The organism is Acidaminococcus fermentans DSM 20731, from assembly GCF_000025305.1.
In the GTDB taxonomy this organism is placed as follows: Bacteria; Bacillota; Negativicutes; order Acidaminococcales; family Acidaminococcaceae; genus Acidaminococcus; species Acidaminococcus fermentans.
The window spans coordinates 1,332,226-1,347,439 of sequence record NC_013740.1 but is presented as its reverse complement, the minus strand read 5'-3'; the positions used below and the strand labels follow the sequence as shown (position 1 = coordinate 1,347,439).

Genomic DNA, 15,214 nt, shown 5'->3' with positions numbered 1-15,214 from the left:
GCAGCATCATGGAACTGAAAAATTATCAGAAAAACGTGCTCCAGGATCTGTCCCTGTTTATGGACGCGGTGAATGCCCAGAACGATATCAAAAAAGGCTGGAAGGCGTTCTGGCAGTCCAAGGACATCAAGGTGGGCAAAGGAGGCGTGCCTCCGTACCGGGAGCGGATTCCTGGGGTGCCCCATGTGTGCATGAAAGTCCCTACTGGCGGGGGTAAAACCTTTATGGCCTGTTGTGCGGTGAAACCGATTTTTGATCACATGCCCCTGGCTCAGAACCGGGCCGTGGTGTGGCTGGTGCCTTCGGATTCCATTCTGAGCCAGACCATACAGAATCTTTCCAATCCCCATCATCCCTACCGTCATCAGCTGGACCGGGATTTTGGCGGAAAAGTGATGGTGTACACCAAAGATGCCCTGCTGAATGCCCAGAATTTTTCTCCTGATACGGTCCGGGACCAGCTGTCCGTGTGTGTCATGAGCTACGCCTCTCTGCGGATCAATTCCAAGAAAAAGGAAGACCGGAAGGTGTTCCAGGAAAATGGGAATCTGATGCCCTTTCTGGGATACGCCAGGGGAACGGATTATCTGCTGGAAAATACCCCGGATACGGCCCTGATCCAGGTTCTCCGGTCCCTGCATCCGGTGGCCGTTGTGGATGAAAGCCACAATGCCACCTCCAAACTCAGTGAAGAAATGCTGGAGAACCTGAATCCCTCTTTTATTCTGGAACTGACGGCTACTCCTCGGGCCAGCAGCAATGTGGTGTCCTATGTGGATGCCCGGGAACTAAAAAAAGAAAATATGGTGAAGCTGCCGGTGATGGTGTTCAACCGGAACAATCGGCAAAGTGTGCTCCAGGACGCCATCCAGTTTCGAGGCATCCTGGAATCTCAGGCCAAAGCCCTGGAACAAAATGGAGGACCGTACATCCGGCCCATTGTCCTGTTCCAGGCCCAGCCCAAAGTGAAAGAAGACAGCACCACGTTTACGAAGGTTCGGGAACTGCTGCTGAAAATCGGGATTCCGGAAGAACAAATTGCCATCAAGACCGCCGATGTGGATGATTTGAAGCAGGTGGATCTGATGAGTCCCCAGTGCCCCATCCGCTACATCATTACGGTCAATGCCCTGAAGGAAGGGTGGGACTGTCCCTTTGCCTATATCCTGGCTTCTCTGGCCAATAAAACGTCCAAGGTGGATGTGGAACAGATTGTAGGACGGATCCTGCGCCAGCCTTATGCCCGTCAGTATGGAAAAAGCCTCTTGAACATGTCCTTTGTGCTTACCAGTTCCAAAGAATTCCAAGGAGTCCTGGAAAGCATTGTCAAAGGGCTGAATGACGCTGGCTTCAGCCGGAAAGATTACCGGGTGGGAGATGGAGAAATGCCTGAATTCCAGCCAGCCCAGTCCCAGGCCCAGGAAAGCAGTCTTTTTCCTCATCAGCCGGAATCTCAAGAAGAAGGAAAAGAAGAAACTCCGGCTGAAGAATATGATGATATTGATTCGGAGGCCGTACAGCGAGAGCTGAATCAGCCGAACGAATCAGGCAGACCGCCTTTGGATTCGACGGTAGGGGAAATGATGGCCCAGGCTGTAAAACAGGGGCAGCAGTATCAGGATGAAACGAAAAAACAGGAAGAACAGGGACTGATGGGAGGCGAATTGGGCGCCATGCAGAACCAGTATCCAATGATGGCAGAGTTCCGGACCCAGGCGGAACAGCTTCGGATTCCCCAATTTTTCCTGCGGACGGAAGCGGACCTTTTCGGGGGAGAAAAAACACTGTTGACGCCGGAGAGCCTGACAGACGGTTTTTCTCTTACAGGGCAGGATGCCCAGATTAGTTTCCAGCTTTCCACCGGAGAAATGTACCAGGTGGATGTGCAGCAGAAGGGAGAAGCTGTGCCCAAATACAGGAAGGTCAACCTTTCGGACCAGGAAGAAATCCGCAAGTATCTGGAAAAAATCGCACCGGAGAAACGGATTGCTCAATGTGCGGAAATCCTGACCCGGCACATCAACAAAAACAACCAGTATGTAACCAGTGAAGTGCAGGAATATGTGAAGCGTGTCATCCACAACATGACAGAAGATGAACTGCAGCAGATGGAAACGTCCATTCCATCTTATGCCAGCCGGATTCAGGATAAATTGAAAAGCCTGACAGAGAAGTATCGGATCCAGAAATTCCAGGACTGGCTGGAAACGGGAAAGATTACCTGTGAACCGTCCTATGCATTTCCGGCCATCATTACACCGGCAGAAGCCATTACCTCCATTCCCAATTCTTTGTATGAAGGAGAAAAGAAGGATCTGGATTCTTTTGAAATGCGGATGCTGAACGAAGTGATTGCCTGCAGCGACAAGGTCCTGTGGTGGCATCGGAACATCGATCGGAAAGGGTTTAAAATCAATGGCTTCATCAATCATTACCCGGATTTCATCGTACAACTGAAAAACGGCCGGATTTTAATGATTGAAACCAAAGGGGATTACCTGGACGGTTCGGACAGCCAGAAAAAGCTTCAGCTGGGAACCAAGTGGAAGAACCTGGCAGGGAGCAATTACCGGTATTATATGGTGTTCGACAAGAAAAAAATTCCAGGAGAAGGAAGTTATACCCTGGATGAATTCAGCCAGTTGCTGGCTGGGATGTAAGACAACGTTTGTTTTCTGGCAGATATGGGGAAAATTATGGTATTAAGGAGGTCTTAAACGATGAACCACCTAACCACCTAACCACTTAACCACTTAACCACCTAACCACTTAACCACTTAACCACCTAACCACTTAACCACTTAATCACTTACCACACCAACGGGGGGCAGCCGGACGGGGCACCCCCTTCCTTTTTTTTGCCGTTCATCGTATAATTAACTATTGAGACTTTTTACTGCCATCCTGTGCAATTATTACAATAGAAGGGAAACAAACACCAATGACCAAGCATTACACCATTCTGAATTACGGCTGTCAGATGAACGAAAGCGATTCAGAACATTATGCCGGGCAGCTTTCTGACCTGGGCTACCACTATACGGAGGATTATCACGATGCCGACGTGATCCTGATCAACACCTGCTGCGTCCGGGAAAGCGCGGAAAAGAAGATCCTGGGGAAAATCGGCGAAATGAAGCAGGTGAAACGGGAGGATCCCTCCAAGGTGCTGTGCGTCACCGGCTGCATGGCCCAGAAGGACGGGGAGGATTTCCTGAAGAAATATCCCCAGGTGGACCTGCTGATCGGCACCGCCCATGTGAACAACTTCAGTGCCATCCTCCAGGACTACCTGCACCAGACCCAGCGGAAATCCGGCATGTTCAACGACCTGACGGTGATGCCCCGGGAATTCGAGGGCCATTTCGTCCGGAAGAGCAGCTATGCGGCCTGGGTGCCCATTATGTACGGCTGCAACAATTTCTGCACCTACTGCATCGTCCCCTATGTCCGGGGCCGGGAGCGGAGCCGCAGCGCCGAAGCCATCTGTGAGGAAATCCGCAAAGCCGTGGACCAGGGGTACCGGGAATTCACCCTGCTGGGCCAGAACGTGAACTCCTACGGCAAGGACCGGGGGGACAAGGATGCCTTTGCCGCCCTGCTCCGCCAGGTGGACGCCATCCCCGGGGTGGAACGGGTCCGCTACATGACCAGCCATCCCCGTGACATGAGCGAGGAACTGATCCGCACCGTGGCGGAAAGCAAACATGTGTGCAAACATTTCCACATTCCCGTCCAGAGCGGCAGCACCCGGATCATGCAGGCCATGAACCGGGGGTATACCCGGGAATCCTACCTGCACCTGGTGGACACCATCCGGAAATACGTGCCCGAAGCGGTGCTCACCACGGACATTATCGTGGGGTTCCCCGGAGAAACAGAAGAGGATTTCCAGGAAACCCTCAGCCTGTTCGATCGGGTAAGCTATGACGCGGCCTACACCTTCATCTATTCCAAGCGGTCCGGGACTCCGGCGGCCGCCATGGAAGCCCAGGTGCCGGAAGCGGTGAAGAAAGACCGGCTGAACCGGCTCATGGAACTCCAGAACCGGCACAGCCTGAAGCACAACCAGAAACTGGTGGGACGGACCCTGCCGGTGATGGTGGAAGGGCTCAGCCACAACAACAGCAAAATGTGGAGCGGCCGCACCGATGGGAACAAACTGGTGCTGTGGCCGGTGGGAGAACGGTTCTTCAACCCGGGAGACCTGGTCCCGGTAACCATCGAAACCGCCCAGACCTGGCTCCTTAAAGGTCGTGCTGCCTTATGACCGCCCTTACACCCATGCTCCAGCAGTATCTGGAAATCAAGGAACAGCACAAGGACGAGCTGCTGTTCTTCCGACTGGGGGATTTCTACGAACTGTTCAATGAAGACGCCCTTACCGCTTCCCGGGAACTGAACCTGACCCTGACCAAACGGGCCGGAGGAAAGGCCGGTGCTTCCAGTTCCATGCCCATGTGCGGGGTGCCCTTCCATTCGGTGGACGGGTATCTGGCCAAGCTGATCCGGAAAGGGTACAAAATCGCCATCTGCGACCAGATGGAAGATCCGAAAAAAGCCGTGGGCATCGTGAAGCGCCAGGTGACCAAGATCCTGACCCCGGGCACGGTGCTCAGCGACGCGGTGCTGGAAGAGAACCACAACCAGTACCTGGCCTGCCTGGAACAGCAGGAGGACACCCTGTGCCTGGCCTACGCCGATGTGTCCACCGGGGAATGTGCCTGGTACACGGCTCGGGGGAAGGACCGGGAAGAAGCGGTGCTGGACCAGCTGTACCGGATCCAGCCGGCGGAACTGGTGCTGACGGAATCCTCCGAGGCTTTCGGCGGCCTGCTGGACAAAATGGTCCAGAAACTGCCGGACTGCATGGTGAACCAGTACGACCCGGTGCCCGGCCTGGATTACTTCACCCGGCATTTCGGAAGTGACTGTCCCGCCGGGAAGCTGCCCCTGGTCCGGGGCACCGTGGAGCACATGCTCCAGTATATCCATGAAAACGTGAAAAGCGATCTGGCCCAGATCAACCGGCTCCGGGAAATCACTACGGACGCGGTGATGAACCTGGATGCCACCGCCATCCGGAACCTGGAACTGGTGAAGAACATGAAGGACGGCACCCGCCACGGCACCCTGCTGGATGTGCTGGATTACACCCGCACCGCCATGGGGGCCCGGCAGCTGCGCCAGTGGGTGGAAGCACCCCTCCTGGATACCGCCCGGATCCGGCTCCGCCAGCAGGCCATCGGCTGGATGGTGGACAACGCCCGGTTCCGTACGGACCTGGGGGATGCCCTCAGTGAAATCACCGACCTGGAACGGATCCTGTCCCGGATTGAAGTGGGTTCCGCCAACGCCCGGGACCTGGCCGCCCTCCGGACCGCCCTCCGGGCCCTGCCCCAGGTGAAGAGCCTGCTGGACCAGGTGCCCCAGGGGTTGCTCCATACCCTGGACGGCCGGATCAGCCTCCATGAGGACCTGCTGGACGAACTGGAACGGGGCATTGTGGACGATCCGCCTTTCACCGTCCGGGACGGGGGCATGATCCGGAAAGGCTTCAACGCCGAACTGGACGAAGTCCACGACATTGCGGAAAACAACAACCAGTGGATGCTGCACTTCGAACAGAAGATCAAGGACCAGACCGGCATCAAGAACCTGAAGGTGGGATACAACAAGGTCTTCGGCTACTACATCGAAGTGTCCAGGGGTCAGGTGTCCCAGGTGCCGGATACCTTCATCCGGAAACAGACCCTGGTGAACGGGGAACGGTACATCGTGCCGGAACTGAAGGAGTTTGAAAACAAGATCCTCAGCGCCAGGGAAAAGATCCAGCAGCTGGAATACTACCTGTTCAACGAAATCCGCCAGGATATCCGGCAGCATCTGGTGGAAGTCCAGGAAACCGCCCGGGCCCTGGGGGTGCTGGATGTGCTCTATTCCCTGGCCATGGCAGCCTTCAAGGGCAGCTATGTGTGCCCCCGGCTGAACGACCGGCAGGAAATCCTCATCAAAGACGGCCGGCACCCGGTGGTGGAAAAACTCCTGGAACGGGAACTGTTCGTGCCCAACGATGTGCACCTGAACAATACTGATGAACGGCTGATCATCCTCACCGGCCCCAACATGGCCGGGAAATCCACCTACATGCGCCAGGTGGCCCTTTTGACCCTCATGACCCAGATGGGCAGCTTCATCCCGGCCCGGGAAGCGGACGTGTGTCCCGTGGACCGGATCTTCACCCGGGTGGGGGCCAGCGACGACCTGGCCACCGGCCAGAGCACCTTCATGGTGGAAATGAACGAAGTGGCCAACATCCTGAAATATGCCACCAGCCGCAGCCTGATCATCCTGGACGAAGTGGGCCGGGGTACCAGCACCTACGACGGCATGAGCATCGCCCGGGCGGTGGTGGAATTCATCAATGACAAAATCAGGGCCAAGACCCTGTTTGCCACTCACTACCACGAACTGATCGAACTGGAACAGCTGGATCCGGGGATCAAGAACTATTCTGTGGCGGTGAAGGAAAAGGGCAAAGAAGTGGTGTTCCTCCGGCGGATCGTCCCCGGGGGCACCGACAAGAGCTACGGGATCCATGTGGCCCGGCTGGCGGGACTGCCGGAAAAAGTGGTGAAACGGGCTGACGAACTGCTGGCCCAGTACACCGCCCAGGGCACAACCGGGCAGCCGGCGGCACCGGTTCCCCAGAAGCCGGAGGCCCCCAAAGAAGAAGACCTCCAGCCCAGCCTCTTCGGGGATGTGATCGGGGATACGCTCCGGAACCTGGATGTGATGACCATGACGCCCCTGGAAGCCCTGAACACCCTGTACAAGCTCCAGGAAGAAGCCAAACGGGAAGGAGGCCGCAGCTGATGAGTGCCAAAGTGCAGCTGCTGGACCAGAACACCTCCAACCAGATCGCCGCCGGGGAAGTGGTGGAAAAACCCGCTTCCGTGGTGAAGGAACTGGTGGAGAATTCTCTGGATGCCGGCGCCGATACCATCGAAGTGAGCATTTTTGCCGGGGGAACGGAGTTCATCCGGGTCCGGGACAACGGATCCGGCATGGATGAAGCCAACGCCCGGATGGCCATCCTGCGCCATGCCACCAGCAAGATCGTGAAAGCGGACGACCTGCTGACCCTCCATACCCTGGGGTTCCGGGGAGAGGCCCTGCCCAGCATCGCGTCCGTCTCCCACTTTACCCTGCTCACCCGGGAAGCCGGGGCGGAATTCGCCACCCGGATCACCCTGGACGGGGGAGAGGACATGGACGTGGAATCCATGGGCGGGGATGTGGGCACCACCATTACGGTGAAGGACCTGTTCTACAACGTGCCCGCCCGGCGGAAGTTCCTCCGGACGGTGAACACCGAAGGCCGCTACATCAGCGATATCCTGTCCAAGATCGCCTTGTCCCGGCCCGATGTGCACCTGGTGCTCACCCGGGACGACAAGGAAGTGATCAATACCCCGGGCAGCGGGGACCTGGTGGATACCATTGCCTCCCTGTACGGGAAGGAAGTGACCCGGGAACTGCTGACGGTGGATTATGCCCAGGACGGCATCACCCTGAAAGGGTTCATCAGCCGTCCCACCCTGCTGAAAGGCACCCGCCAGTGGCAGACCCTGTTTGTAAACGGCCGGTGCATCAACAACCGGATGGTGAGCAAGGCCATCGACCACGCCTACCAGTCCCAGATCCCCAAAGCCGGGTTCCCTTTTGCGGTGCTGAACATCGGCATCGATACCCATCTCATCGACATCAATGTCCATCCCCAGAAAAGCGAGATCAAATTCGGGGACGAAAGTGCCGTATACCGGGCGGTGTACCATGGCCTCTGCCAGGCACTGACCCAGCCCATGGCCGGGAAATCCGAAGGGGACGGCACCGTGGCCCTGGCCCAGCCGGGGTTCCGGAAAAGGGAACCGGCGGCTGCGGGATCCGGACAGAACCGGGGACCGGCCCCGGAAGAGAAGCCTTTGTTCCAGGGCGGGGACCGGGGATACCAGCCCCGGACCAGCGCCTTTGGCCGGAGCTATGCCTCCAGTCCTTCCGGGAGCTACGGCCAGCCGGTATGGAAGGTGCCCGATGCCATTTCGGAAGAGACCACGGAGAAATTCTTTGCAGCCCAGCGTCGGGAAGACCCGGTCCCCGGGGCCGAAGGGGCAGGGGAGGGAGCCGGGATCCCTCTGGAAGAGGACGGGGGACCGGCTCCAGACGGCACGGCAGCCCCGGCCAGTGACGAAGCCCTGACGGAAGAAGCCCGGGACGGGGCCCTTTCCAGCGGGGTGGATCTGATCTGGCCCCTGGGCCAGGTGGACCGGGTGTTCATCATCGCCCAGTCGGAAACCGCCCTGTATCTCATCGACCAGCATGCCGCCCACGAGCGGATCATGTACGACAAATTCATCCGCCAGCAGCAGGAGATCCCTTCCCAGCAGCTGCTGATCCCCCTGTTCCTCAACGTGACCCGGCCCGATGTGGACCTGATCGAGGAATACCGGGAGGAATTCCTGCAGCTGGGGGTGGATGTGGAACCTGCCGGGGAGACTTCCCTCCGGGTGTCCGCCCTGCCGGCGGATGTGGAAAGCAGCCAGGCGGAGGGCTTCATCGAAGACATCCTGAAGCTGCTGTCGGAAAACAAAAAGATCAAGGCCAGCGACCTGCGGGAAAGCGTGCTCCATTACGCCGCCTGCCACAGTGCCATCCGGGCCGGGGAAGTGCTGAACATCCGGCAGATGCGCCAGCTGATCCTGGAACTGCTGAACACCGAGCATCCCTTTACCTGCCCCCATGGCCGGCCCTGCATGATCCAGCTGACCAGTGACGAACTGTACCATATGTTCAAACGAACCTGAGAAAGGAGCGATCCATTCATGTCCATCTATGGCGTAACGGCCATCCGCAAATGCGGCACCGAACTGTACAACGAAGCCAGAAGCTGGGCCTGTACCCTGGATCTGCCCTATATCCCCCGGCCCATCCACGGCACCCTGGACCAGCTGCTCCGGGAAAAAGGCCTGAAAGCGGTGCTGGTGGCCACCCACCAGGGGCCCCAGGTCTATACGGAAGAAGGGATCCTGAAATACCACCCTTCCATGGGGGTGCCCCGGATCCGGAACCTGAAGCGGGGAGGCAGTGACCATCTGGCCCAGGCCTGCGGCTTCCGGACCGGCATGCGGGTGCTGGACTGTACCCTGGGCCTGGCGGCGGATGCGGTGGTGGCCTCTTTCCTGGTGGGACCCGAGGGCAAAGTGGTGGGCCTGGAAGCGTCGCCGGTGCTGTACTGGGCCGTATCCCAGGGGCTCAAAACGTATGCCATCGACGACCCGGACATTACCGCCAGCCTCCGGCGGATCCAGCCCCGGCTGGGCAAAGCGGAAGAACTGCTGCCCACGTTCCCGGCGGATTCCTTCGATGTGGTCTATTTCGACCCCATGTTCCGGAAACCGGTGGGGAATTCCGCCAGCATGCAACCCCTGCGGCCGGCTTCCTACCACAAGCCCCTGGATCCTTCCATGATCCGGGAAGCCCTGCGCCTGGCGCCCCGGGTGGTGGTGAAGGAACGGGACGAAGACCTGCTCCGGAGCCTGGGGGCCCGGGAAATCCAGGGAGGCAAATACAGCAAGCTCCGGTACGGCATCATCCGGCGGGAGGAGGGAGACCAGTGAGGGAAGAGAAACCCAGAGTCATCGCCATCATCGGTCCCACTGCCACCGGCAAAAGCCACTGCGGCATCGCCCTGGCCCGGAAGCTGGGCGGGGAGATCATCTCCGGAGATTCCATGCTGGTGTTCCGCCACATGGATATTGCCACTGCCAAACCCACGGCGGAGGAACTGGCCCTGGTGCCCCACCATCTGGTGGATATCCTGGAGCCGGACGCCAAATTTTCCGTGGTGGATTTCCAGCAGCAGGCGGACCGGCTGATCCGGGAAATCAACAGCCGGGGGAAGATCCCCATCCTGGTGGGGGGAACCGGCCTGTATGTGAAGGCCCTGCTGGAAGCCTATGATTTTTCCCACGTGGACGAATCCGCAGCCCTGCGCCGGCAGCTGGAAGAGTTCGCCGACCGGGAAGGGAACCAGGCCCTTCATGACAGACTGGCGGCCCTGGATCCGGTGAAGGCCGGTGAATTGAAGATTAACGACAGAAGGCGTATAATAAGGGCAATCGAAACCATCCGGGGCGGGGAATCCGTGTCTGCGGCCAAGGCTGCGGAAAGTCCCTACCACGCGGTCGTTTTCGGTTTGACAATGCCTCGAGATTCTTTGTATGAGCGGATCAACCGGCGGGTTGATCTGATGGTGGAACAGGGCCTTTTTGCAGAGACCCGGAAGCTGATTGCCATGGGGGTGCCGGAAACGGCCCAGTCCATGAAGAGCATCGGCTACCGGCAGGTGCTGCAGTATTTCCATGGTGAGTGGACAAAGGAAGAAGCCATCGCCAAACTGAAGCAGGCGACCCGGAACTTTGCCAAACGGCAGATCACCTGGTACAAGAAGATGCCCTATATCCAGTGGTTCCAGCTGGACGATCCTCCGGACTACCGGAAGTGCGTCGCGGCCATGCTGGATTCCCTGGCTGAAAAAAAGTTTATCCCGCAACAGGACTCCTGAGGCATGAAGCGGCCCATCCGGCCACTGAGGCTCAAGGCGGATGCTGCAAGGCAGACTCCGTACCAAAATCCCAACAGAGAGAAGGAAATATGATGACAACAGGAACCAACAAACCTCTGAATCTGCAGGACAGTTTCCTGAACAGAGTACGCAGCGAAAAAAAGACCATTGTGGTGTATCTCCTCAACGGCTTCCAGGTCCGGGGACGGGTCTGGGGCTTCGACAACTTCACCGTCATCATGGAATGTGAAGGGAAGCAGCAGCTGATCTACAAACATGCCATCTCCACCATCGCTCCCTTGGAAAACGAGGCAATTCTAGTGCTGAAAAAAGGGAATGATCAGGGTGTCACTGCGAAATAATCTGGAAAAAGAAATCAATCTGTTTTTGGAATATCTGACGGTGGAACTGGGGCTGGCCTACAACACCCGGGAATCCTATGGCCGGGATCTCCGTCTGTTTGCCGGCTGGATCAAAAAGCCCCTGGAGGATGTGAAACGGGAAGACATCCTGGCATACATGCGGATGCTGAAGGTGCACCAGTATGCTCCCACCTCTGCTTCCCGGAAGCTGGCGGCCCTCAAGGCCTTCTTCCGGTTCATGACGGCGGAAGGCTTCCTGGAGGAAGATCCCTCCGAAGTGGTGGAAGCCGGCACCCGGGGAGTGGTGCTGCCCAAGGTCATGAGCCTGGAGGAAGTGAAACAGCTGTTTTCCGCTCCCGACCTGACCCAGCCGGAAGGGTTCCGGGACCGGACCATGCTGGAAGTGATGTACGCCACCGGCATGCGGGTATCGGAACTGCTGAGCCTGAAACGGGCCAGCGTGAACCTGGAGACCCGGTATGTGATCGCTTACGGCAAAGGGGCCAAGGAACGGCTGATCCCGCTGGGCCAGTATGCCATCCAGTATCTGAAGAAGTACCTGGCCCAGGTGCGGCCCCTGTTCGTGAAGAACGGGAAGGATGACGACAGCCTGTTTCTGACCATCCGGGGTACCGGCATGACCCGGCAGCGGTTCTGGCAGATCATCCGTGCCTACGGGGTGAAGGCGGGGCTCCAGAAACCGCTTACGCCTCATATCCTGCGCCATTCCTTTGCCACCCACATGCTGGACAACGGGGCGGATCTCCGGACGGTCCAGGAACTGCTGGGCCATGCGGACATTTCCACCACCCAGATCTATACCCATCTCACCAACAACCGTCTGAAGAAAGTCTTTGACAAAACCCATCCCAGAGCCTAGGGAGGTGAATGATTATGCTGAAAACCACACTGTTGATGGGCCTGATGACGGCACTTCTGCTGGTCATCGGGGACTATATCGGAGGCAGCAGCGGTATGACCGTGATGCTGGCCTTTTCTCTGATTTCCAATGTATTGCTGTACTGGTACAGTGACAAACTGGTCATTGCCCAGTACGATGCACGGCCGGTGGACGCCGGGAGCGCTCCTCAGCTGTACGGCATTGTGCAGAGCCTGGCCCGGCGGGCCCAGCTGCCCATGCCCCGGGTGTATGTGGTGGATACGGCGCTGCCCAATGCCTTTGCCACCGGACGGAATCCGGAACATGCGGCGGTCTGTGTCACCACAGGGCTTATGGAGATGCTCACGCCCCGGGAAGTGGCCGGGGTGCTGGGCCACGAAATGAGCCATGTGAAGCACAATGATATCCTGATCAGCACCATTGCCGCCGGCATGGCCGGGATCATTTCCGTCATGGCCCGGTTCGCCTTCTGGTTCGGCGGGGACCGGGATGACCGGCGGAACAATCCGTTGGCCGGGATCCTGATGCTGGTGCTGACGCCTTTGGCCGCGGCGGTGATCCAGCTGGCCATTTCCCGTACCCGGGAATACATGGCCGATTTCACCGGCGGCCAGCTCAGCGGGGACCCGGATGCCCTGGCAGACGCCCTGGAAAAGATCGAAGGGTATGCCCGTACCCGGACCATGCCCCGGGCCACGGAAGCCACGGCCCATATGTTCATCATTTCTCCGTTCTCTGCCAAAGATGCCCAGGCCATTTTCAGTACCCATCCGCCTACCGAAAAGCGGATCGAACGCCTGCGCCAGGAGGCCCAGGAAATGCGCAGCCGGGGCATGATCGACCCGGTGGTGTAAGGGGGAAAAAAGGGGGGGTGTTGCACGTCCTGTGCAACCCCCCCTTTTTTTATGAATCGTTACAATGTCCACGATCTGCCATATAGGATGCCTTATTTATACCATCCTGCAGGGCAATGTATTCTGTATAGGCACAATCTTCATTGTGTAACAAATAAGATAACGGTTATAGTTATTAATATTCAGACTATTCCCTTGAATTTGTGACTTTATTGTGCTACAATATTCCAGTAACGAAGGTCAGCCGGGCTGGAGCCGGCTGACGCGCTGCATGGTTTCATTATTTTTTATTTAGAGGGGGTTTCAAAAATGGAGAGGATGATTATTAAATTATCCATGTTCCACACATTGGCATTGGGTGTACTTTCCATCTGGTTCGGTGACTGGCTGAGAGCCAAATTCCCGTTCCTGAAGAAGTACTGCCTGCCTGGTGCAGTTGTCGGCGGTACGATTTTTGCCATTATCAGTTTATTGCTTTACAACGCGGGCATCTGCGAACTGCAATTTGACTACAAGGTAGCCAACAGCCTGTTCTACTGCATCTTCTTTGCCGCCAGCGGTGCGGCAGCCAGCCTGAGCCTGCTGAAAACCGGCGGCAAATACGTTGTGCTGTTCTGCATTTCCGCTGCCGTCCTGGCCGCTCTTCAGAACGGTATCGCCCTGGGCCTGGGCTCTGTACTGAAGGTTCCGCCTCTGCTGTCCATGATGACCGGTTCCATTCCCATGACCGGGGGCCACGGCAACGCCGCAGCCTTTGCTCCCATCGCCGTACAGTTCGGCCAGAGCAATGCCATGGAAGCCGCCATCGCTGCAGCCACCTTTGGTCTGATCTCCGGCGCCATCATCGGCGGGCCTTTTGGCCGGTTCATTGTCCGGAGACATCACCTGGAAGATCCTGCTCTGGATGGGAAGGGTGAAATGGAAGAAGAATCCGGGAAGTCCACCATGGGCAACCTGATGCACAAAGGGGATGTGGTCCAGGCCATGTACCTGATGTGCTTCGCCCTGGGGGTTGGCGGTGCCGTGTTCACCGTGCTGAAAGCCCTGCACATCTCCTTCCCGATCCACGTATGCTGCATGTTTGCCGGCATCCTGATCCGTCTGTTCTTCGACGCCAAGAAGGGCGCAGATCATACGGCCCTGTATGAAGGCATCGATACCGTTGGGGACTTCTCCCTGGGTCTGTTCGTGTCCATGTCCATCATTTCCATGAAACTGTGGACCCTGGCCGGCATGGGCCTCCAGCTGTTCATCCTCTGCATGGCCCAGGCCATTTTCATCATCTTCTACTCCTATTTCGTGGATTTCTTCGGAATGGGCAAGAACTACGATGCAGCAGTCATCGCCGTTGGTCATACCGGCTTCGGCCTGGGTGCCGTGCCCGTATCCATGGTAACTATGACGGCCGTATGCAAGAAGTACCGTTACTCCAAACTGGCCTTCTTCGTGGTACCGGTTATCGGTGGGTTCCTGAGCAACATCACCAACGCCATCATCATCAGTAAGTTCCTGGACATTGCACATACCATGCAAATGGCCATGGGGCTGTAAGCGCAAGGATAGTCAACAGAATATCCAATCACACAAAGAGGATCCTGCTCCAGAGGGTCCTCTTTTCGCATATCTGAGAAAATTTCCCAAACCCGCATCCCGCCTTGCGTTCCATGAACACACGTTTTTGTCAAGTCTTTTATATTTTTTCAGCCGTGATATAATGATACCGATTTGTCAGGAGGGGAGGGAGAAACATGCACATTGCCGGCTGGCAGAAAGTATCCCTGGTGGATTACCCGGGGAAAGTGGCCTGCACCCTGTTTACCGGGGGATGCAATCTCCGGTGCCCCTACTGCCACAACAGCGAGCTCCTGGAAGGCGAAATGCCCTCCCAGGATATGGAGGAAGTGATGGCCTATCTGGACGTCCGGAAGGGCATCCTGGACGGAGTGGTGATCAGCGGAGGAGAACCCTGTCTCCAGTCCGATCTGGTTCCCTTCCTGGCCCGGCTGAAGGAAAAGGGCCTGCTGGTGAAACTGGATACCAACGGCTGCTTCCCGGACCGGCTGGAAAAGATCCTGGACGCCCGTCTGGTGGATTACGTGGCCATGGACTGGAAAAACGATCCGGAACACTATGCCCTTACCACAGGGGTGGGGGAATCCCCCCTGGCCGCCGTCACCCGGAGCCTGGAAGCGCTCCTTTCAGGGACAGTTCCCTTTGAGCTTCGTACAACCGTTGTGGAACAGCTCCACAGCAAACAGTCGTTCGAACAAATCCGGGATTATCTGCTGCCGCTCACTGGGAAAAACGGGAAAAAGATCCCGGCCTTTTATCTCCAGGCTTTCAAAGACCGGGATACCGTTCCCTTTGCCGGGTTCACGGCTCCGGATAAAAAAGCCCTGGAGCAGTATGGAGCCTTGCTGGAACCCATAGCGGACACTGTCCGGTTACGGGGTGTATAACACTATATTTGGTA

General features: G+C 57.4%; 11 protein-coding genes. All 11 read left to right on the top strand.

Features of this window, described 5'->3' with window-relative positions; genetic code table 11:
• Positions 1-8: 8 nt before the first annotated feature.
• The 11 genes from ACFER_RS06200 to ACFER_RS06150 all read left to right on the top strand — a co-directional run bounded on the left by ACFER_RS06200 (position 9) and on the right by ACFER_RS06150 (position 15,200).
• Entirely contained in the window at positions 9-2,660 is a 2,652-nt protein-coding gene (locus tag ACFER_RS06200) for a DEAD/DEAH box helicase (RefSeq protein ID WP_012938562.1), read from the top strand.
• A gap of 281 nt (positions 2,661-2,941) precedes the next feature.
• Complete coding sequence (miaB, locus tag ACFER_RS06195) at positions 2,942-4,270, top strand: tRNA (N6-isopentenyl adenosine(37)-C2)-methylthiotransferase MiaB (protein ID WP_012938561.1); 1,329 nt, start codon at positions 2,942-2,944, stop codon at positions 4,268-4,270.
• Positions 4,267-6,876, top strand: a complete 2,610-nt coding sequence (gene mutS / locus ACFER_RS06190) for a DNA mismatch repair protein MutS (RefSeq protein ID WP_012938560.1) — start codon at positions 4,267-4,269, stop codon at positions 6,874-6,876. Before miaB ends, mutS begins: the two co-directional genes overlap by 4 nt.
• On the top strand, positions 6,876-8,864 hold the full coding sequence (gene mutL, locus ACFER_RS06185; RefSeq protein WP_012938559.1) for a DNA mismatch repair endonuclease MutL: 1,989 nt from the start codon (positions 6,876-6,878) through the stop codon (positions 8,862-8,864). The genes mutS and mutL overlap by 1 nt, the downstream gene beginning before the upstream one ends.
• 18 nt (positions 8,865-8,882) lie before the next feature.
• Positions 8,883-9,677 carry a class I SAM-dependent methyltransferase gene (locus tag ACFER_RS06180; RefSeq protein ID WP_012938558.1) on the top strand — a complete coding sequence of 265 codons (795 nt, stop codon included), beginning with the start codon at positions 8,883-8,885 and terminating at the stop codon, positions 9,675-9,677.
• On the top strand, positions 9,674-10,624 hold the full coding sequence (gene miaA, locus ACFER_RS06175; RefSeq protein ID WP_012938557.1) for a tRNA (adenosine(37)-N6)-dimethylallyltransferase MiaA: 951 nt from the start codon (positions 9,674-9,676) through the stop codon (positions 10,622-10,624). Before ACFER_RS06180 ends, miaA begins: the two co-directional genes overlap by 4 nt.
• Positions 10,625-10,716: 92 nt before the next feature.
• Positions 10,717-10,986: an RNA chaperone Hfq gene (gene hfq / locus ACFER_RS06170; protein ID WP_012938556.1), complete on the top strand. Its 270-nt coding sequence runs from the start codon at positions 10,717-10,719 to the stop codon at positions 10,984-10,986.
• A complete protein-coding gene (xerD, locus tag ACFER_RS06165; protein WP_012938555.1) occupies positions 10,961-11,866 on the top strand; it encodes a site-specific tyrosine recombinase XerD in 906 nt (301 codons plus the stop codon). Before hfq ends, xerD begins: the two co-directional genes overlap by 26 nt.
• A gap of 14 nt (positions 11,867-11,880) precedes the next feature.
• Positions 11,881-12,741 carry a zinc metalloprotease HtpX gene (htpX, locus tag ACFER_RS06160; protein WP_012938554.1) on the top strand — a complete coding sequence of 287 codons (861 nt, stop codon included), beginning with the start codon at positions 11,881-11,883 and terminating at the stop codon, positions 12,739-12,741.
• A 309-nt stretch (positions 12,742-13,050) separates the two neighbouring features.
• Positions 13,051-14,292: a sodium/glutamate symporter gene (locus ACFER_RS06155; RefSeq protein ID WP_012938553.1), complete on the top strand. Its 1,242-nt coding sequence runs from the start codon at positions 13,051-13,053 to the stop codon at positions 14,290-14,292.
• Positions 14,293-14,489: 197 nt separating this feature from the next.
• Positions 14,490-15,200 (top strand): anaerobic ribonucleoside-triphosphate reductase activating protein, encoded by a 711-nt coding sequence (locus ACFER_RS06150; RefSeq protein ID WP_012938552.1) that lies wholly within the window; start codon positions 14,490-14,492, stop codon positions 15,198-15,200.
• Positions 15,201-15,214: the final 14 nt, after the last annotated feature.

What these genes read in the sequence shown, in the direction of transcription:
- ACFER_RS06155 (WP_012938553.1), top strand. Translation starts at nt 13,051, where the DNA reads ATGGAGAGGATGATTATTAAATTATCCATGTTCCACACATTGGCATTG.
- miaB (WP_012938561.1), top strand. Translation starts at nt 2,942, where the DNA reads ATGACCAAGCATTACACCATTCTGAATTACGGCTGTCAGATGAACGAA.
- ACFER_RS06200 (WP_012938562.1), top strand. Translation starts at nt 9, where the DNA reads ATGGAACTGAAAAATTATCAGAAAAACGTGCTCCAGGATCTGTCCCTG.
- ACFER_RS06180 (WP_012938558.1), top strand. Translation starts at nt 8,883, where the DNA reads ATGTCCATCTATGGCGTAACGGCCATCCGCAAATGCGGCACCGAACTG.
- mutS (WP_012938560.1), top strand. Translation starts at nt 4,267, where the DNA reads ATGACCGCCCTTACACCCATGCTCCAGCAGTATCTGGAAATCAAGGAA.
- mutL (WP_012938559.1), top strand. Translation starts at nt 6,876, where the DNA reads ATGAGTGCCAAAGTGCAGCTGCTGGACCAGAACACCTCCAACCAGATC.
- htpX (WP_012938554.1), top strand. Translation starts at nt 11,881, where the DNA reads ATGCTGAAAACCACACTGTTGATGGGCCTGATGACGGCACTTCTGCTG.
- ACFER_RS06150 (WP_012938552.1), top strand. Translation starts at nt 14,490, where the DNA reads ATGCACATTGCCGGCTGGCAGAAAGTATCCCTGGTGGATTACCCGGGG.
- xerD (WP_012938555.1), top strand. Translation starts at nt 10,961, where the DNA reads ATGATCAGGGTGTCACTGCGAAATAATCTGGAAAAAGAAATCAATCTG.
- hfq (WP_012938556.1), top strand. Translation starts at nt 10,717, where the DNA reads ATGACAACAGGAACCAACAAACCTCTGAATCTGCAGGACAGTTTCCTG.